Source organism: Streptomyces bambusae (genome assembly GCF_020532645.1).
GTDB lineage: Bacteria > Actinomycetota > Actinomycetes > Streptomycetales > Streptomycetaceae > Streptomyces > Streptomyces bambusae.
This window is the reverse complement of sequence record NZ_JAJAUZ010000002.1, coordinates 62486-78557: the sequence shown is the minus strand read 5'-3', so window position 1 is coordinate 78557 and position 16072 is coordinate 62486. Positions and strand designations below refer to the sequence as shown.

11 protein-coding genes and 1 pseudogene are annotated in these 16072 nt (G+C 64.5%); 4 read left to right on the top strand and 8 right to left on the bottom strand.

Features of this window, described 5'->3' with window-relative positions:
- Nucleotides 1–160: 160 nt before the first annotated feature.
- The 5 genes from LG634_RS01760 to LG634_RS01740 form a co-directional block, all read right to left on the bottom strand.
- A complete protein-coding gene (locus tag LG634_RS01760; protein ID WP_226731755.1) occupies nt 161–1012 on the bottom strand; it encodes an adenine nucleotide alpha hydrolase family protein in 852 nt (283 codons plus the stop codon).
- Between the two features lie 293 nt (nt 1013–1305).
- Nucleotides 1306–2142 carry a phosphoadenosine phosphosulfate reductase domain-containing protein gene (locus LG634_RS01755; RefSeq protein ID WP_226731754.1) on the bottom strand — a complete coding sequence of 279 codons (837 nt, stop codon included), beginning with the start codon at nt 2140–2142 and terminating at the stop codon, nt 1306–1308.
- Entirely contained in the window at nt 2139–5747 is a 3609-nt protein-coding gene (locus LG634_RS01750; protein WP_226731753.1) for an ATP-binding protein, read from the bottom strand. The genes LG634_RS01755 and LG634_RS01750 overlap by 4 nt, the downstream gene beginning before the upstream one ends.
- 2 nt (nt 5748–5749) lie before the next feature.
- The gene (locus LG634_RS01745) at nt 5750–6856 is read right to left on the bottom strand and encodes a DUF4007 family protein (protein ID WP_226731752.1); all 1107 of its coding nucleotides are present in this window, start codon (nt 6854–6856) and stop codon (nt 5750–5752) included.
- Nucleotides 6857–6916: 60 nt separating this feature from the next.
- Entirely contained in the window at nt 6917–8128 is a 1212-nt protein-coding gene (locus LG634_RS01740) for a cysteine desulfurase family protein (protein ID WP_226731751.1), read from the bottom strand.
- A 679-nt stretch (nt 8129–8807) separates the two neighbouring features.
- Here LG634_RS01740 and LG634_RS01735 point away from each other — a divergent pair.
- The 4 genes from LG634_RS01735 (at nt 8808) to LG634_RS01720 (ending at nt 14125) form a co-directional block, all read left to right on the top strand.
- Nucleotides 8808–10382: a DEAD/DEAH box helicase gene (locus LG634_RS01735; RefSeq protein WP_226731750.1), complete on the top strand. Its 1575-nt coding sequence runs from the start codon at nt 8808–8810 to the stop codon at nt 10380–10382.
- Nucleotides 10379–12250 (top strand): ATP-binding protein, encoded by a 1872-nt coding sequence (locus tag LG634_RS01730; RefSeq protein ID WP_226731749.1) that lies wholly within the window; start codon nt 10379–10381, stop codon nt 12248–12250. The genes LG634_RS01735 and LG634_RS01730 overlap by 4 nt, the downstream gene beginning before the upstream one ends.
- Complete coding sequence (locus tag LG634_RS01725) at nt 12247–13146, top strand: phospholipase D family protein (protein WP_226731748.1); 900 nt, start codon at nt 12247–12249, stop codon at nt 13144–13146. The genes LG634_RS01730 and LG634_RS01725 overlap by 4 nt, the downstream gene beginning before the upstream one ends.
- Before the next feature lie 170 nt (nt 13147–13316).
- Nucleotides 13317–14125 (top strand): IS5 family transposase gene (locus LG634_RS01720; RefSeq protein ID WP_443728997.1). Its coding sequence is split into 2 segments (ribosomal slippage): nt 13317–13650 and nt 13650–14125, totalling 810 coding nucleotides; the frame shifts between segments, so codons are not numbered across the junction.
- Nucleotides 14126–14139: 14 nt separating this feature from the next.
- Here the strand turns inward: LG634_RS01720 and LG634_RS01715 are convergent.
- The 3 genes and pseudogenes from LG634_RS01715 to LG634_RS01705 form a co-directional block, all read right to left on the bottom strand.
- On the bottom strand, nt 14140–14757 hold the full coding sequence (locus LG634_RS01715) for a class I SAM-dependent methyltransferase (RefSeq protein WP_226731746.1): 618 nt from the start codon (nt 14755–14757) through the stop codon (nt 14140–14142).
- A gap of 90 nt (nt 14758–14847) precedes the next feature.
- Nucleotides 14848–15624, bottom strand: a complete 777-nt coding sequence (locus LG634_RS01710; protein WP_226731745.1) for a protein kinase family protein — start codon at nt 15622–15624, stop codon at nt 14848–14850.
- A 2-nt stretch (nt 15625–15626) separates the two neighbouring features.
- Nucleotides 15627–15973: pseudogene (locus LG634_RS01705) on the bottom strand (transposase family protein); the annotation flags it as partial.
- Nucleotides 15974–16072: the final 99 nt, after the last annotated feature.

Here is a 16072-nt window from a genome sequence, read left to right as displayed (position 1 = left end):
CGTCGTAGGGGGGCGCGGGATGAGCTGGCACACTCTCGGGCTGTCGCATGCCATCCACCGACGAGCGGGTGCATGGAACGGAAGTGGCCATCCGAGGCAGGCGCCGCGGCCTTCTCAACGACACGACTCGATCAACTTCAGTGGCAGGCTTGTGCAGCCTTTACGTCATGCACCAGCCGGAGTCGCAGTTGCCTTCCCCGAGGTCGTCGCCGGCTGGAATCTGAATGGCAGTCCCCAGAGGGGTTCCATATCGTGTGAGATAGACATCATCACGGCCCAGCGCAGCGCGACGAGAGTTGATGAACCTCTCCAGGTTCTCCGACTTGCTGAATAGCTCAGGCGCGAATTTTCGCTGGGCTCGCCATTCGTCGACAGTGTGAAATGGGCAGAAGAAGCACGAGCTCTTGGGGGGTACGGGAAGTCCGGCCTCTCTGATCAGTCGGATACAGTCTTCGCGACGTAGCCCGAGGTCGAGCAGAGGGTACGCGACCCTCTGATTGGGTTCGGATCGTCGTCTGTTTGCGCGATGGATCTCGTCGACAGATATTCCGATGCCGACAGTAGCGGGCCTGTCTGCTGATGCGCCATTGGTCTTGAGCCATTTGGAGATCACTTTAATCTTGAAGTCGCCTGTGCAATTGCGGCGCCCAGGAGCTCCATTGGCCATCCGCACAGGGATTGGTATGGAGCGCGCTTCTGGCCTGTGCAGCATCTGCCAAAGTGTCTCCGTGCGCCCATCTCGCCGCACCTTCTGCAGGATCTCTAGGGAGATGCCGTACTGCTGGGCGAAAGGGGAGGCAACCTCCCTGATGTATTGCAGAGTGTCTGGGTTCTCGCTGTCGTCCCCAACGTTGGAGAACAAGAATGTGGGGAAGTCGATCGTTCCTTTTGCGGCTAGGGCCAGGAGGGCCGTGGACTGCACGCCACCTCCATATGAGATGACCTTCAGTGCGCTCTGCGGCTCACGCTCGAAAATTGGGTCGAGGTCGTGTGTAATTGCAAAATCGGTCAAGTTGGGCCCCTCCGTGGTCTCGGTCTGTACAACCAAACCCACGTATGGGGGAGAAGTCAACGATGAGTTGTATGGAGTTCTTGAGTTACCGGCAAGCCCGGTTATTTAGCAAATTTAGATCTGCCCTGGATGTGACGGAGTGGAGGATTCAGCAGGTAGAAATCTGGCGGTATGCCTTTGAAAGAGGCACTTCGGGAAGGGGGGAGACTGCTGAGGATCGTAGGCAAAGGAGAAGGGCCTTGCTGACTTCGGCATAGACCGAAATCAGCAAGGCCCTTCAACGTGTGAGAGCTCTACAGGTGGCACACGGCGCAGCCCGCCTCGTCGTCATCCTCGTCGTGGGCGTCAGCGAGTATCTCGAGTAGGGGGCGGTTCGGCTTCACGCGCTTGGCTGCGCGGTCGAGCGCGGCCTGGTGCTTTTCCTCGATCTCGTCCCGGCGGGCGATCAGTTCGTGCAGCGACTCACCCTGGGACCAGGTGTACTCGCGGCCCTGCATCGCAGTGCGCCGGTAGTTGACCTTCTCTTCGTACGCTATGGCCTTCTCGAACAGCTCCGGATGGCGGTCCTTGAGGCCCACCCACTCGTGCTTGCGCTGGAAGAAGCAGAAGTAACAGCCCGAGCGAGTGCGCCACTCGTAGTACGCCGGCAGACCGATGCCAGCTTCCTCGAGGATGCGGTCGACGCCGGCTCGGTCGATGCCGTCTTCCCGGAAGGGGAAGACGGCGGAGATGTTCGGCTTGGTGCTGACGTAGCCGAGGCGGTTCTCATCGGCGCGGATCGCGACGTAGGAGATCACCTCGTCATCGCCGACCCACTCCTCCAGGGGCTTGAGCTTCAGGTTCTTGGTGCACCAGCGCATCTGAGGGCTGGGCAGCGTGCCCTGGTAGACCTCGAGCCAGTGGTCGAAATCGCGGGTCGCGTTGAGTCGCACGATCGGCTTGCCGACGGCGGCCTCAAGGCGGTTGAGGTACTCGTACGTCTCCGGCAGCTCGGCGCCGGTATCGCAGAAGAAGTACTCCATCTCCGGCACCCGGTCGCGCATGTGAATCGCGAGAGCAGAGGAGTCCTTGCCTCCCGACAGGCCGAGGACGTGGCGCTTCTTCCCCGCCGGGCTGTTGGTGTCGGTCACAGCATCTCCTTCGTCGTCGGGGCCGCGTCGGCGTCCTGCACGGCCAGGCGCTCGGCCAGGGCGGCGAGAAGGATTCGTGCGCCGTCGGGACCCAGTGCTTCTTCAGCCTGCCTGATGACACTGACAACGAGCTCGTCGGCCACCTGGCGGGACTGCTTGGGGACGTGGATGAGGGTGCGCTCCTCGGTCCCCTGAGGTGTGGTGAGTGTCAGCAGATGGGTGTCGATCTGCCGGGAGACGGTCGTCTCGTCCTTGGCCGCATTGGTAGCCGTGTGGGCTTCGTACAGGTGGCTCACACGGTCGAGAGCGCGGGCCACCTCCTTGACCTGCCGCGGGAAGGTCGCGGCGTCCTTGTCGGTCCAGTCTCCCAGAGCTCGGTTCGCCAGGCGGATGATGATCGGGTCGAGCCAGTCCTCGTCCGGCAGGCTCTCGTTGAGAACACGAGAGACGAAGCCCTGCAGGTTGAGCTCGAGCGGCGCGTTGGCGAAACCGAGCAGCCGTTCGGTTAGTCCGGTGCGGAGGCTGGTGATCTCGGCCGGCAGACGGAACTCGCGGCCGATCGTGGCCACGACCTCCTGGCGCAGGGCGGCGCCGGCACCGGTCAGTTCGTCAAGTGCTGCGGTCAGGCTGGTGACGAAGGCCTTGGCTGCCTCGTCGTCCCGAGGTGCTGTAGCCCCGATCGGCTCGAAGCCCAACGCCATGGGCAGAGAGGTGAAGACCAGCTCGTCGGGGTCGGTGGCCTGGGAGAGCACGTCGCGGATCGCGAGTGCCTCGGCGCTCAGCCGACGCGTCTTCAGGGCATAGGGCTCCAGAACCATGACGCGTTCGAGCATCGCCCGCGTCACGCCGAGTAGCGCAGGGTTACGCGCAGCCCGGGAGCGCGGGGTGTCGACGTTGAGTGCCTTGGCCAGACCGTTGACGACGAGGAGGCGCTGCCCGCGGCCCGTCGGGGAAGCCTTGATCGTGAAGCGGTCCGGGTAAGGGACGTTGAGCCTCTCGACGATTTCCGGAGTGAGCCGCTGGCAGTAGTTGCCGTCCTCGAACAGGGCGACGTCCTGAGCACGCAGGATGAGTGCGGTAACCACGAGGATGGGAACGACGCCGGCCTTGACACCGTAGGGCGGCGCCATGAGCTGCTGGTAGATGTCGACGATCGGCGTAGCCTGCTTCGCGCCGGTCAGCGCTTCCTCGAGGGCTTCCCAGGCCTTGCTGATGCTGGGGTTCTTCTCGGGGTTGGGGCGCGACAGGCCGTGGGTGAGGATGCTGGTGGAGTCGGTGCCTGCCTCGGTCTCGCCAGCAGCCCGGTGCAGCCCCAGGTATTCCAGGACGCCGTGGTACATGGCCCGCTCAGGGGTGTACTTCGTCTTGTCGTATCCGAGCAGAGGGTTGCCGGACCGCTGCAGCATGGAGGTGAGCAGTTCGCGGCGGGCCCGGGCACCGTTGCTCGTGAGCTGGTGGCGTCCAACCATCTCGTTGCGGATGTGCGGGGTGTAGGGGTACACCCGGTCGCATGCCTGGGAGGCCAGGTTGGCGTAGCTGCGCGCCTCGATGGGCTCGCTCTCGCCGCCGTCAACCTCAGTTCCCTTGTGCCACAGGTACCAGCTGGACTGCGGGCTGAGGGGGTTGAATGCCTCGTCCAGCAGTGTGCCGATGGTCTGGGAGATGTGTGCTGCGCGTTCCTCGATCTCACGGGTGGCAACGTGGTCGATGGTGTCATCGTCCAGGAGCTCTTCAAGAGCGACGAGGTCGATGCCAGCCTGCAGAACAGCTTCTGGGTTCTTGGTGGTGCCGATGAGTACGGGCAACGGTGATTGCACTACAGGACGACTCTCGAGCGGCCCGAGGTGGTAGACGATCAGACCGTCGGCGGCGTCCTGGACAACCTGGGGTCCGGTGAGCTTCTCGCTCTTGTGGCTGACCGCAGTGGAGAAGTAGCGCAACATGCCGGTGCGCTGGCTGTGCCCACCGGCCACGACAGCCGCAGGCAGCACAGTCCCGAGGTGCTTGCTGAAATAGCCCATGACGTCGGCCGGGGCGATGCGGGTGGCGACCTCCCGAACACGCGCGTCGATGTCGACATCGGAGCCCTGCCAGACCCGGTATTCGTTGCTGTAGGCGCGGTGGACGATGAAGCCGTCGTCGACGAGCTTGTTCAGCCGCTGCTGCAGGGCGGTGTAGCGCTCAGGGTCGGGTGCGTCCGCCGGGTCGTGCAGCGCGAACTGGATCATGGATGGAGTGGCGCGCAGCAGGCCGTCGGCGTCGATGAGGTTCAGGATGCCGATCGCCTTGAGGACTTCCTGGTCCTGTGCAGGCAGGCCGTGAGCCTCGTTGAGGCGGTTGTCGACCTCCAGCCAGCGGCCGGCGTTGGTCGAAGCAAGGATGGTGGTGCGGCCTGACGCGAAGAAGTAGTCGTAGAGCTGCGGCAGACGAATGGTGCATGCTCGCTCGGGTGCGTCAGACGACAGGGTGTCCAGCGTCCGGCGGACCGTGTTGGGCTCGTCGCTGGCGAGGAAGCCGGTAAGGCTGCGGTCGTGCTGGCCGATTTGGGACGCGAGCAGCGGCGCAGCAACGGCGGTGAGTGGGTGCAGCGGGTAGACGCCAGCCAACGTCTCCGGGGAGATGCTCACCACGGCGCTCAAGGCGTGATCGCTCCATGCCCGGGCTGCGGCGTCGGCCTGCATGCGGATCAGCTCGAGACCCGGCTCTGCGACTCCCGTCAAGTCCAGGCGTCGACGCATCAGATGGATGGCATCGCCGAGGTTCGGAGCGAAGGTGATGTCTTCGAAGCGGCCCTGGATTTTGGCCCACTCCTGAGTCTGGATGGCGCTGGAGCGAGCCGCGTAATCGGTGAACGCGAGGTGCTGCAGGGTGAACATGAACAGCCGCATACCCGAGGGCCCGGCACCCTTTTCGGCAAGCATTTGCAGCAGGAACACGTCGCTCTCGGCGCTGCCCGAGTCGCCGCTGGCGGCGAGGTATTCGAGCGTCTTGCCGAACTCGTCGATGATTAGCAGGAGAGGGTGCCGGTCACACAGGATGGTGACAGCATCGATGATGCTCTGGGTGCTCGGCACCTCGCGCTCCGCGCACACGGCCAGCGCTTGAGCGACTTCTTTGGGGACGCGCTTCTTCCACTTGCGCTCTACCGCGGTCTGCAGCGCGCGATACACGGTGGCGGCGAGCGGCTCGCGGCGAGCCGTGGCGACCGCACCGAGGAAGCCCGCCTTGTCGGTGAGCTCGTCGCGTACCCGGGCGAGCCGAGCTGCCTGCCCGGGGTTGGTGGCTCTGACCGCAGCCTCGGCCTCGCCGCGGCGGGTTTCGTCGTGACCGAGGAAGGCGTCAAAGAGGTTCGAAAGGGTGGACTTGCCGGAGCCATACGGACCAGTGAAGGACCAGGCACGGGTACGGCGGAGATCCGCCACGGCGTTCGTGACGCGATCAAGGACATCGAGGGCGCGGACCCCGACGTAGGGGTTGTTGAGGTGCTTCTCGTGGACGTCGCGCTCAAGATTGGTTGAGCGCAGTTCGGAGCCCACCAGGGTGATACCAGCAGGGAGTTGGGCGGCAGCGGCCTGGTGAGGACGTCGGTTGGTCTTCATCTCCATGGTTACGCGTTCTCCTCGATCAGGTCCAGCGCCTCGACCTGCTGCGGCGGCTTCTTGCGCGTCCGCTTGGGAACGTCGCCATCAAGTCCGGGGTACTTCTTGGTCCATTCCTGGGGGGTGGGGAACCCCTCGCGCTCCCGGACACGTCCGTAGTGCGCGTCAAGAATGTCCCAGGCCAGCTCCAGAGGAGCCTTGGAGAAAGCGAGACTGCCCTGGCCGAGAGTTTCGACGATCTGCAGGTCCGGGTGGTCGCTAACGAGAGACTCGATGGCCTTCGTCAGTTCGGGCTCCCGCATACGGAAGGCACGGCCTGGGGATCCCGGGTCCTGAGCGAGCCGGGCCAAGGAGATGGAGCCGGCGTTCTTCGAGAACCGCGCGGCGAAGTCCAGGCAGGCATAGGCCAGTACGGGCGCGGGAAGATTTGAGCGGGATCCGTTGGTGAAGTACCAGGTCCGGTCCCTGCCCTTGCCTTGGCCTTCCAGCAGACCGAGCTCACGGAAAGGGGACATGAGGAGGTCTTCGAAGCTGCCGGGGGACAGCGGGTTGAACTCCTGGTCCAGCGCATACATCTTGATCATGCATTCCACGTCGCGCGAGATGGACTCCCCTGCAGGCCAGTCCTTCTCCTTGAAGTTCTCGTGGATGGTGCGCGTGATGAAGCTGGTCATCTCTGCTGAGGTGACCCTGGAGCGGGGCGAGTGGTTGAAGATCACGTACCAGCTCGGAACCCAGGACTTGGCCTCAGGCTCGCCCGACAGCAGCCACCAGTGAAGCAACCACAGACTGCCTGTGTCCTCGAGGTAGGGGTCGGCTCCCTCCTCGTCGAGCAGCCACCGGGCACGCCACGTAGGGGATGCGGCCATGGCCCGGTAGGAGGGGTCCTCGTGAGCGTGTTCTTGGGTGAGTTTGAAGGCCTTGGACCAGTGCCGCATGGAATGAACCATGTTCTTGCCCACACCCAGCAGAACCGGGGCATCCTCGCGATGGAAGATCTCTTTGTCGTGTTTGACCTGCATGTACGCCTTGTGCAGCCAACCGAAACGCGGGGCAAACGTCTCGTGGCGCCCGAAGGAGAGTTCCACGGCTTCAGGAAGCCGGCTGTCTGACATGCGAGGGGCCTTTCAGTGAACAAGAACGAGAGGAAGACGTCTATGAGGGGATAACGCCGGCTAGGGCTCGGCCGTCGCGGCCATGACTGACCGGACGTGCCGTACGGCGTTCACGGCCGCAGTGGCGGCCCGTTCGATGTCGCGTTCGGTGGTGGCGTAGCCGAGAGAGAAGCGCACTGTGGAGTCGGCGTCGTCGCGGCTGTGCCCCATGGCGAGAAGCACATGGCTTGGGCTCGGGGCTCCTGATGAGCACGCACTTCCGTCAGATGCGGCCACGTGCGGCATTGCCGCAAGGACAGCGTCTGCCGGCAGGCCAGGGAAGGTGATGCTGGTGACGCCGGGGAGGCGACGGGTCCGAGCTCCATTGATGCGGCAGTCGGCGACCTCGGCGGTCAGTGCCGCTTCGAGGGCGTCACGCAGCGCAGCGATTCTTTCTGCCTCATGTGCAAGCTGCTGTCGAGCGGCTCGTGCAGCCGCTCCGAGGCCTGTGATTCCCGCCACATTAAGCGTGCCGGCCCGCCATCCCCGCTCGTGCCCGCCACCCACGAGCAGTGGGCGGTGCGGCAGGGGTGTCCCTCGACGGACGAAGAGGGCCCCGATGCCCTGCGGCCCGCCAAACTTGTGGGCCGAGAGGGAGAGCAGGTCGACATCGAGCTCGCGCAGATCCAGGGGGAGCCGCCCGACGTACTGCGTGGCGTCGGTGTGGACCAGGGCGCCTGCTTCGTGGGCCGCCTTGCAGACGGGGGCCAGGTCCGTCAGCACTCCGGTCTCGTTGTTCGCGATCATCAGGGAGACGAGAGCCACGGGGCCGTCGCTCAGCGCTGCATCCAGGGGCTCAAGATCAACCACACCGTCCCTGTCGACGGGCAGGACGAGGAGGGAGTCGGGGCGCTCTGCCGTGATGGCGCGCGCGGTTTCGATCACGGCCAGATGCTCAGCGGCGGTGGTCACCAGCAAGCCGCCGCGCGCATAGCTGGTCCGCAGGGCCAGATTGTTCGCCTCGGTGGCCCCGGAGGTGAAGATGATCTCGCCGGGAGTGCAATTAAGCAGGTCAGCGAGGTCTCGGCGGGCCGCATCGACTCGGGCCGCGGCGTCGCGGCCGGGGTGGTGCATGCTAGAGGCATTGCCGACACTTTGCAGTGCGCCGAGGGTCGCTTCAAAGGCCTCGGGTCGCAGGGGCGCGGTGGCGTTGTAGTCGAGGTAGACCACGTCTGCGTCTCGCAGGTCACCTGCCATGTTCTGCCCCCATTTGCTGCTGTGCGCTCCGGTCACTCCTGGCGGCTCTCCTCGGCCGGCTCTCATCTTCCACCAGGAGTGCACTGAGATCCTAACGAACGCCTGAGACAACCGGGACAGGCTCGCCACAACCGGCCCGGTGTGGCGCGGAGCACAACGCGCACTCCCCGGGTCACCGAGTGGATCGATCCGGCCTAGTCTCCGCGCTTGCGCTCGGTCGATGACGGGGCCGGACGCCCCTGTGATCTCCGTCTGAGTCGGCACTCCTGGTGAATGCGGGGCGCATGCCTCTGGCCTTCACCAGGAGTCGAATTCTGCCAGCCATATGGGATGGGGGCTGGCAGAGTGAGCGGCGTGCTGAATCGAACATAATTTCTATTCACTCGTGCGCCGGGCTCGCTGCCACCCGTCAAGCGTTTCGTGGCGTGATTTCGATAGGCGGATGCCCGAAAGACGTCTGCTGATCTGCTGATATGCGGGACGTGAACCCGATTGTCAGTGGGCGGGTTTAAGGTGATCGCACGCTGTTGCGCTGGGGCTACTCATCGCTGGAGCGATGCTTGGCGTCGGCTGTACTGAGGTGGGGGCGCTTCATGTTGATGGTTGGTCAGGTGCGTGCGTCGCGCGGCGCTGCGATGGGCACTCACGGGATGGTGGCCCCTTGACTGCGTGGTCGCCTGGCTTGGCCTTTCAGGCGGTCCTGGACGCTGCCCCGATGTCGTACATCCGTGAGCGGCTCGGCAAGGACCTGTGCGCCTTGTTGGACCTCATCGACGGTGGTGCGGCGGAAGACGAGCGACTCCGCGCCGTGGCGTCCGTGGCAATCGATGCCGAGGCGCTGGTCGCTGATGCGGCGGAACGGGAGGAGCTGTTCGCGCTGCTGCCCGCCGTGAAGCAGCGGGAGTTGGCGCAGCGGCTGGGCTCTGAGGAGGCCGGCATCGAGCCGCTCGTATACCTCAAGTCCCTGAAGTGGTCGCTCGACCAGCGTCGGGAGCTGCTCGAGTTCCTCGGGTTCACGATCGACCGGGCGCCGGCGGCGCAGCCGCTGTTCCGTCAGGACTGCGGGCCGGAGTACGCCCTTTTCCCGCATCAGCGGACCGCGGCGGCCCGGGTGAAGGAGCTCTTGTACGACGGCCCGCGGCGGGTGGTTCTCCATCTGCCCACCGGGGTCGGCAAGACCCGCACCGGCATGAACCTGATCTGCGATCACCTGCGGCAGCATGAGCCGACACTCGTGGTGTGGCTGGCCCATGGGCAAGAGCTCCTCGAGCAGGCAGCTGCTGAGTTCGAGCGGGCCTGGGGCAAGTTGGGTGACCGACCGGTATCCGTGGTCCGCATGTGGGCTGATGCGCCGACTGACCTGGAAGGTGTGACGGATGGCGTGGTCATCCTTGGCCTGGAGAAGGCGGTCTCGGCAGCAAAGAGCAGGCCGGAGTTTCTGCGGCTCCTCGCCGCCCGCAGCAGCCTGACAGTGTTCGACGAGGCGCACCAGATCATCGCGCCCACCTTCCAGCGGGTCGTGGACGCACTGACCATCCGCCCGGACGCGAGCTTGCTGGGACTCACGGCCACACCGGGACGTACCTGGGCAGACATTGCCCAGGATGAGCGGCTGTCCGACTTCTTCTCGCGCCAGAAGGTCATGCTGAAGATCGATGGCTACAGCAACCCGGTCACGGCCTTGATCGACCAGGGTTATCTCTCCAAGCCGACCATGAAGACGGTGGCGTCCGAGGCTGGCCTGCACCTGTCGGTACAGGACCAGCGCCTGCTGGCCAACTCGTTCGACATCCCGGCCAGGATCATCGCCGAGCTCGCCCGGGACGAGCAGTGGAACCTTAAGGTTGTCCAGACCATCATGGATCTGCTGGAGCGAAAGCACCGCAGAATCCTGGTATTTGCGGCGTCCGTCGACCACTGCCGCCTCATTGCGGCCGTGCTGTCCGCCGTAGGCCTCGACGCCGAGTTCGTCACGGGCGAATCCTCGACCCGGCACCGCAACCAGGTCATCACCCGTTTCAAGAGCGCTGCTCCCCGTCCGATGATCCTGTGCAACTACGGGGTTCTGACGACGGGCTTTGACGCGCCGGCGGCCAGCGCCGCAGTCATTGCCCGCCCGACCATGTCCCTGGTGCTCTACAGCCAGATGGTCGGCCGGGTCATCCGCGGCCCGAAGGCTGGCGGAACCGCCACCTGCGAGATCGTCACCGTCGTCGACCCGGAACTTCCCGGATTCGGAGACGTCGCCGAGGCATTCATCAACTGGGAAGATGTATGGGAGACCGCGTGACCAGCGAAGGCAACAACTACCGGATCGTCAGCCCTTCGCTGACCGTGAAGGCCATGCGCGACAGCGGGTACAAGAACACGGCGTACGCGCTCGCCGAGCTCATCGACAACAGCATCGATGCCAAGGCCAAGCTTGTAGAAGTTTTCGCCTGTGAGAGCCCGGTGCAGGTGGCCGCTCGTACAAGCCATCGCGTTGAGACCATCGCCGTGCTCGACAACGGCACCGGAATGGACGCTGAGGCTCTGCGCCGAGCGCTGAAGTTTGGTGACGGCAGCGGTGACGACCGTAAGCGCATCGGTCGTTTCGGGATGGGTCTGCCCAACTCCAGCATGTCCCAGTGCACCAAGCTCGAAGTGTGGTCCTGGACCAATGGCCCTGGCAACGCCATGTATAGCTACCTTGATCTCGAAGAGATCAACAAGGGGCGGGATGACGTCCCCGCTCCAGAGTTCAGCCCGCTCCCCGAGTACTGGCGTAATCTCAGCCTGGGGCTGGGCAGTACTGGAACCCTCGTGGTGTGGACCAATCTTGACCGCGTCAACTGGCACGGTGCCGCAGCCACACTGCGTAATACGTCGGACATCATCGGTCGCGTCTACCGGCACTACCTGGATGCCGGCACTGTCGACATCAGGATGGCTCCGGTCCGCGACGGAGCGGTTATCGACGGCGAGTACTACGCCGCGCCCAACGACCCGCTGTACCTGATGGCATCGACCAGCACCCCGAAGCCGTTCGATGAGCAGCCCATGTTCGAACCCTTCAACATGGGCACCGAAGATCAGCCCGGTGTTGCGCACTTCCCCATCACCGTCGATGGCAAGCAGCACGTAGTCAAGGTGCGTGCCTCCATCGCGCGCCCCGAGGCTCGCCGCCCGGATATCGAAGGCCAGCCCTGGCCGGAGAGCGCGAAGGCCACCAAGGACGCCGGCGCGCAGCCCTGGGGCAAGCACGCCCGCCACAACATCGGCATTTCGCTCGTCCGTCACGGCCGTGAACTCGACCTCGACTCCTCCTGGGCCATCGGTTATGACCCTGTGGAGCGCTGGTGGGGTGTCGAGATCGACTTCCCTCCGGCCCTCGATGACGTGTTTGGTGTCACGAATAACAAGCAGACTGCGACGATCTTTTCCTCGCTCGCCCACTTTGACTGGAGGTCTGAAGCGGAGGCTGACGAGACGTTCAAGGCGTTCAAGGATCGCCTCGCGGACCTCGGCGATCCTCGTTTGCGGCTCATCGACCTTGCCCTCTACCTCGAGACCAAGCTGCTCCCCGCCATTCGGCGGCAGCTGCGGCAGCAGACGGTGGGCAACCGCAAGACGAAGAAGCGCCATGACGACGATGTCAACGCCAAGGCCACGGACGCTGTCAAGCGACGTAGCGAGGACGGGCATACGGGCAAGACCGACGACCTGGCGGAAGGCGCGACTCGTGAAGACAAGCGGCAGGAACAGTTCGATGCCCTGACCCAGCGGCACCACCTCGATGAGGACACTGCGCAGTCCCTGGTCGATGAGGCCCTGGAGAACGACTGGCGCGTGCGCTGGATCTCCAGCTACCAGGACTCGCATGCGTTCTTCAGCGTGGACCTCATGGCAGGCATGCTCCAGGTGATCTTCAACGAAAAGCACCCGCTGCACGCCCACCTGCTGGCAGTGCTCGAAGAGGTGCCGGAAGACGCCACCCCGGATGAACTGAGGCACCGCCTTGACCGGGCGGCCGATACGTTTAAGCTCCTCCTCTTCTCATGGGCCCGTATGGAGGACGAGATCCCCAGCGACCGGCAGCGCGAGAAGATCGCAGATGCGCGGCAGGACTGGGGCCGCTACGCCCGCGACTTCATCGACGGCGAGGACGACGGGGCGTGACGGAGTACGACCACGTCTGGCGGCAGATCGAGGGGCTGCTGCAGCGCGCTTCGCGGAGCGTGACCCTGATCGCGCCGTTCATCAAGAAGCCGATCTTCGAAGCGGCTGTTGCAGCCGTGCCCGCATCCGTGGAGCGCGTTCGCTGCGTGACACGGTGGACCCCGGCGGAGGTAGCCGCCGGGGTCTCCGACCCGGAGATCATGGAACTGACAGAGAGTGACAAACGCGTCCAGGTCGATCTCTGCCCTGCGTTACACGCCAAGATCTACCTCGCTGACGACCGCTGTCTGGTCGGCTCCGCAAACCTGACGGGCAAGGCCACTGGTCGCGGCCCGAACAGCAACTTCGAGCTACTGGTTGAGACCCCCGCGGCACACCCTGAGGTCCAGCGAGTCTTGGACCAAGTCGAAGCCGCCTCCAGTGAGGCGACACCGCAACAGGCAGCCCTCATCCGTAAACAGGCCGAACTCCTCAAGGCCGAGACCGGTCCGTCGCAAACGGAAGGTGCGGAGGCGACCACGCTTTGGTACCCGGCCACTCGGCGACCGGAGAACCTTTTCGCCCTCTACAGCGGGCGCGGAACGTTTGCGTCCGCCGTAGAGGCCGGCATCGTGCGGGATCTCGCCCTGCTTAACGTTCCAGCCGGACTGGAAGAGGCTCAGTTCAACGCTTCTGTTCGGACACGGTTGCACGCCATACCGGAACTACGGAAGCTGCAGGAGGGCGAGAGTCTCAGCAACGTAGAGCTGGCGGCTGCCATTGCGCAGCACTCGGGTGTGACCGACGCTCTGGCCCGCCGGAGAACGGAGAACATCGCAGCCTGGCTCCAACACTTCGACAGGTACTACACCGAGGTGGGTTCCTGGGAACTACGCCGTGGTCGCGAGCTGGGTTGATGCTTCACGGGGTGTGGCTGGTTGCGGTAGCGGCCAGCCGGCCCGGAAGTCCTGGCACTGCGCCGCAACTGCTGTCGTTTTGGCAGGCAGCCTATGAGCTCGTAACACGATCTTGATGAGATGCCCTGGTCAGCCGTGACCGGTGTGACGATTCGGCCGTTCGTGGTGGTGTGAGTACTCAGCCGTGGATCGTGGACGACGACTTGTGGGCACTGATCGAGCCGCTGCTGCCGCCCTGGCCGACGAGGTCGCCAGGGCCGCGGCCGGTGGCTGACCGGCTGTGTCTGCAAGGCATCCTGTACGTGCTCTGCAACGACATCGCCTGGCAACTCCTGCCGCCTGAGTTGGGATTCGGGTCCGGGCAGACCTGCTGGCGGCGCCTTGAGCGTTGGCAGCAGGCCGGTGTCTTCGGCCAACTGCACCAGATCCTGCTCGCCGAGCTGAACGCGGCCGGCCGGCTCGACTGGTCCAGGGCCTGCGTCGACGGCTCCCACATCCGGGCGAAAGAGGGGGAGCCGACACCGGTCCGTCGCCGGTCGACCGGCGGAAGACGGGCAGCAAACACCACCTGATCTGCGACGGACGCGGCACTCCGCTCAAAGTCATCACGACTGCGGCGAACGTCAACGACGTCACCCAGACTCTCGCCTTGGTCGACGGCATCCCACCTGTGGTAGGCCGCCCCGGCCGACCCCGCCGACGTCCCGAGGCCCTGCTCGGGGACAAGGGTTACGACTCCAACCCCAACCGCGATGAACTGCGCAAACGCCGGATCCTGCCCGTCATCTCACGCAAAGGAGTCCCGAACATCAAGGGCATGGGCAAACTCCGCTACGTCGTGGAGCAGACCTTCGCCCTGCTCCACCAGTTCAAACGACTCGCCGTTCGATGGGAACGCCGCACCGAGCTCCACGACGCCTTCATGTCCCTCGCCTGCAGCCTCATCTGCTGGCGACGCCTCAACAAGCCCGACTCGTGATCGTGTTACGAGCTCTATGGCTTCTCGAAGAACAGGTTGTTCCAGACCACGCCGTCGCGCCCGAGGGCGTCGGCCTGCTGGCTCTGGTGGATTAGGCGGAGTCCCCGGCTAGATACCAGAGAGACCGTCTCAGCTGCGGACACGGTGTACATGACGCGGCCGGCTGGTACCGGTCCGGCGCGTAGGACCATCCCCAGCCGGCCGCCGTCCTCCAGCAACTCATCGATGCGGATCAGGGCATTGTGGCGCTGATCCTCGTTGAGGAACATCCACACCGCTGTCAGCATCACCAGCTGAAAGCGCTCGTTCTGTCGACCGAGGCTCCTTAGCTCGGGCAGTGCGTCATCCACCCAGTCAATATTGTGACCGGCATGGGCGCGCTGTCCTACGGACCGTAGTTCTTCGGCAGGTTCGACGGCGATCACCGAGTGCCCAAGGAGGGACATGGCGGCTGCGTCCCTGCCCGTACCGGCACCGATGTCCAAGACCCTGACTGACTCCGTCGGAAGTAGGTGGAGTACCTGGCGGTGTACTTCCTCGAAAGTCACCTGTTCATAGAGCCTGGCCAGATTTTCGTTCTCGTCGCGTGCCTCGCGTTGTTTGGCTTTACTCTTGGCGGTTCTGCCATTCATCTCGAAATCCTCCCTCCTGGCTCGCACTAATATTGCCTGGCGAATGTGACCGTTACGTCCAGCTGGTCAGCGTTAGCCTCGATCCTGTGCTTACAGGGCTTCATGCCACGCTTCGGTCAGTGCGTTGACGGAGGGGAATCTTTGGTCTGGTTCCTTACATGTTGCCTTTTTGGCGATTGCCAGCTGGGAGGCGGTGCCGCGCCATTGATGCTCATCGTCGCCAGCGTCCAGCAGGAGCCGCAAGGCCCTGCCGAGGTTGAATACGGTGGTCCGGATGTCGATCAGCGAACCGCGTACGAACTCCTCCGGTGCCATGTATCGGCTGGAGCCGGGGAGCCGGTTGGCGTCCAGCGTGAACGGCCCCTGCCGGTACTCGTCAAGGTCGCACAGCCTCATCCGCTGCTCTTCGAAGTCGTACAACATGCAGCCGTCATAGAGGTCGACGGCCACGAGCCCCGCGGACTCCACCGCGAGATGGGCGTCCAGAATCATGTCCAGGGCGGCGTGGACCTCGGGGAGTGGAAGGCCACGGAAACGGGCCATCGGGCTGTCCGGAGCAGTTCTGCCCCCCTGGTGGGATTTGGTGGGGTGGTAGAGAACCTCGCCTGGCACCCAGGGGTAGACGAGGGCCAGTCCCTCATTCGTCGTGATGCTGTGCAGCAGGGGCGTGATGGCTGGGTGAGTGACGGCCAGGTGCACGCTGACGGCTCGCCGCAGCGACGACACAGCTGCAGGGACTGAAGCGCTCTTCACGAACCATCTCCGCCCTTCCACCAGGACCCCGTACGAGACACATCCGGAGTCCTGATCGGCAAACGCGCGAAAGATCGTTCCGATGTCCGCAACGTAGGCGTCGAGATTGAGCATTTTCAGCGTTGCCTCTCCATGGTGAGTACGGCCTGGCGATTGACGTCATGCGGTTGGGGCAGATCCGGGATCTTCGGAATCAGGACTTCAGCAGTGCCATGCCCCGTTCGACGGGTGCCCGGGATGTGGCCAGTGCCCGGTTGACCGTCTGCTGTGTTGGGGATAGCTGCCCGCCGGGCGGCCGTCTGCGCCCGGTGGTGACCCAGGGGCCGGCGCCCTGGTAGGCGGGGTCGGCCAGGACTGGGACACCTTTTCGTTCGCAGACCCGGATGATCCCGTGAGTGCGGGCCGCGGTCAGGTCGTGGCGCCGGCCCGGCAAGGCCGGCGAGATCCACAGCACCTGCCCGGTCGCCGCTGGTACACGGCTGGGCTGACCAGCGGTGGAGCCTCGGCCAGCGCGTCCGGGTCGCGGGCCACGCGCTCGAACTTGTACCGGATCCAGGCAGCA

Coding starts and splice junctions, on each gene's coding strand:
- LG634_RS01750 (WP_226731753.1), bottom strand. CDS start 5,747: ATGGAGATGAAGACCAACCGACGTCCTCACCAGGCCGCTGCCGCCCAA.
- LG634_RS01745 (WP_226731752.1), bottom strand. CDS start 6,856: ATGTCAGACAGCCGGCTTCCTGAAGCCGTGGAACTCTCCTTCGGGCGC.
- LG634_RS01735 (WP_226731750.1), top strand. CDS start 8,808: ATGTCGTACATCCGTGAGCGGCTCGGCAAGGACCTGTGCGCCTTGTTG.
- LG634_RS01715 (WP_226731746.1), bottom strand. CDS start 14,757: ATGAATGGCAGAACCGCCAAGAGTAAAGCCAAACAACGCGAGGCACGC.
- LG634_RS01710 (WP_226731745.1), bottom strand. CDS start 15,624: ATGCTCAATCTCGACGCCTACGTTGCGGACATCGGAACGATCTTTCGC.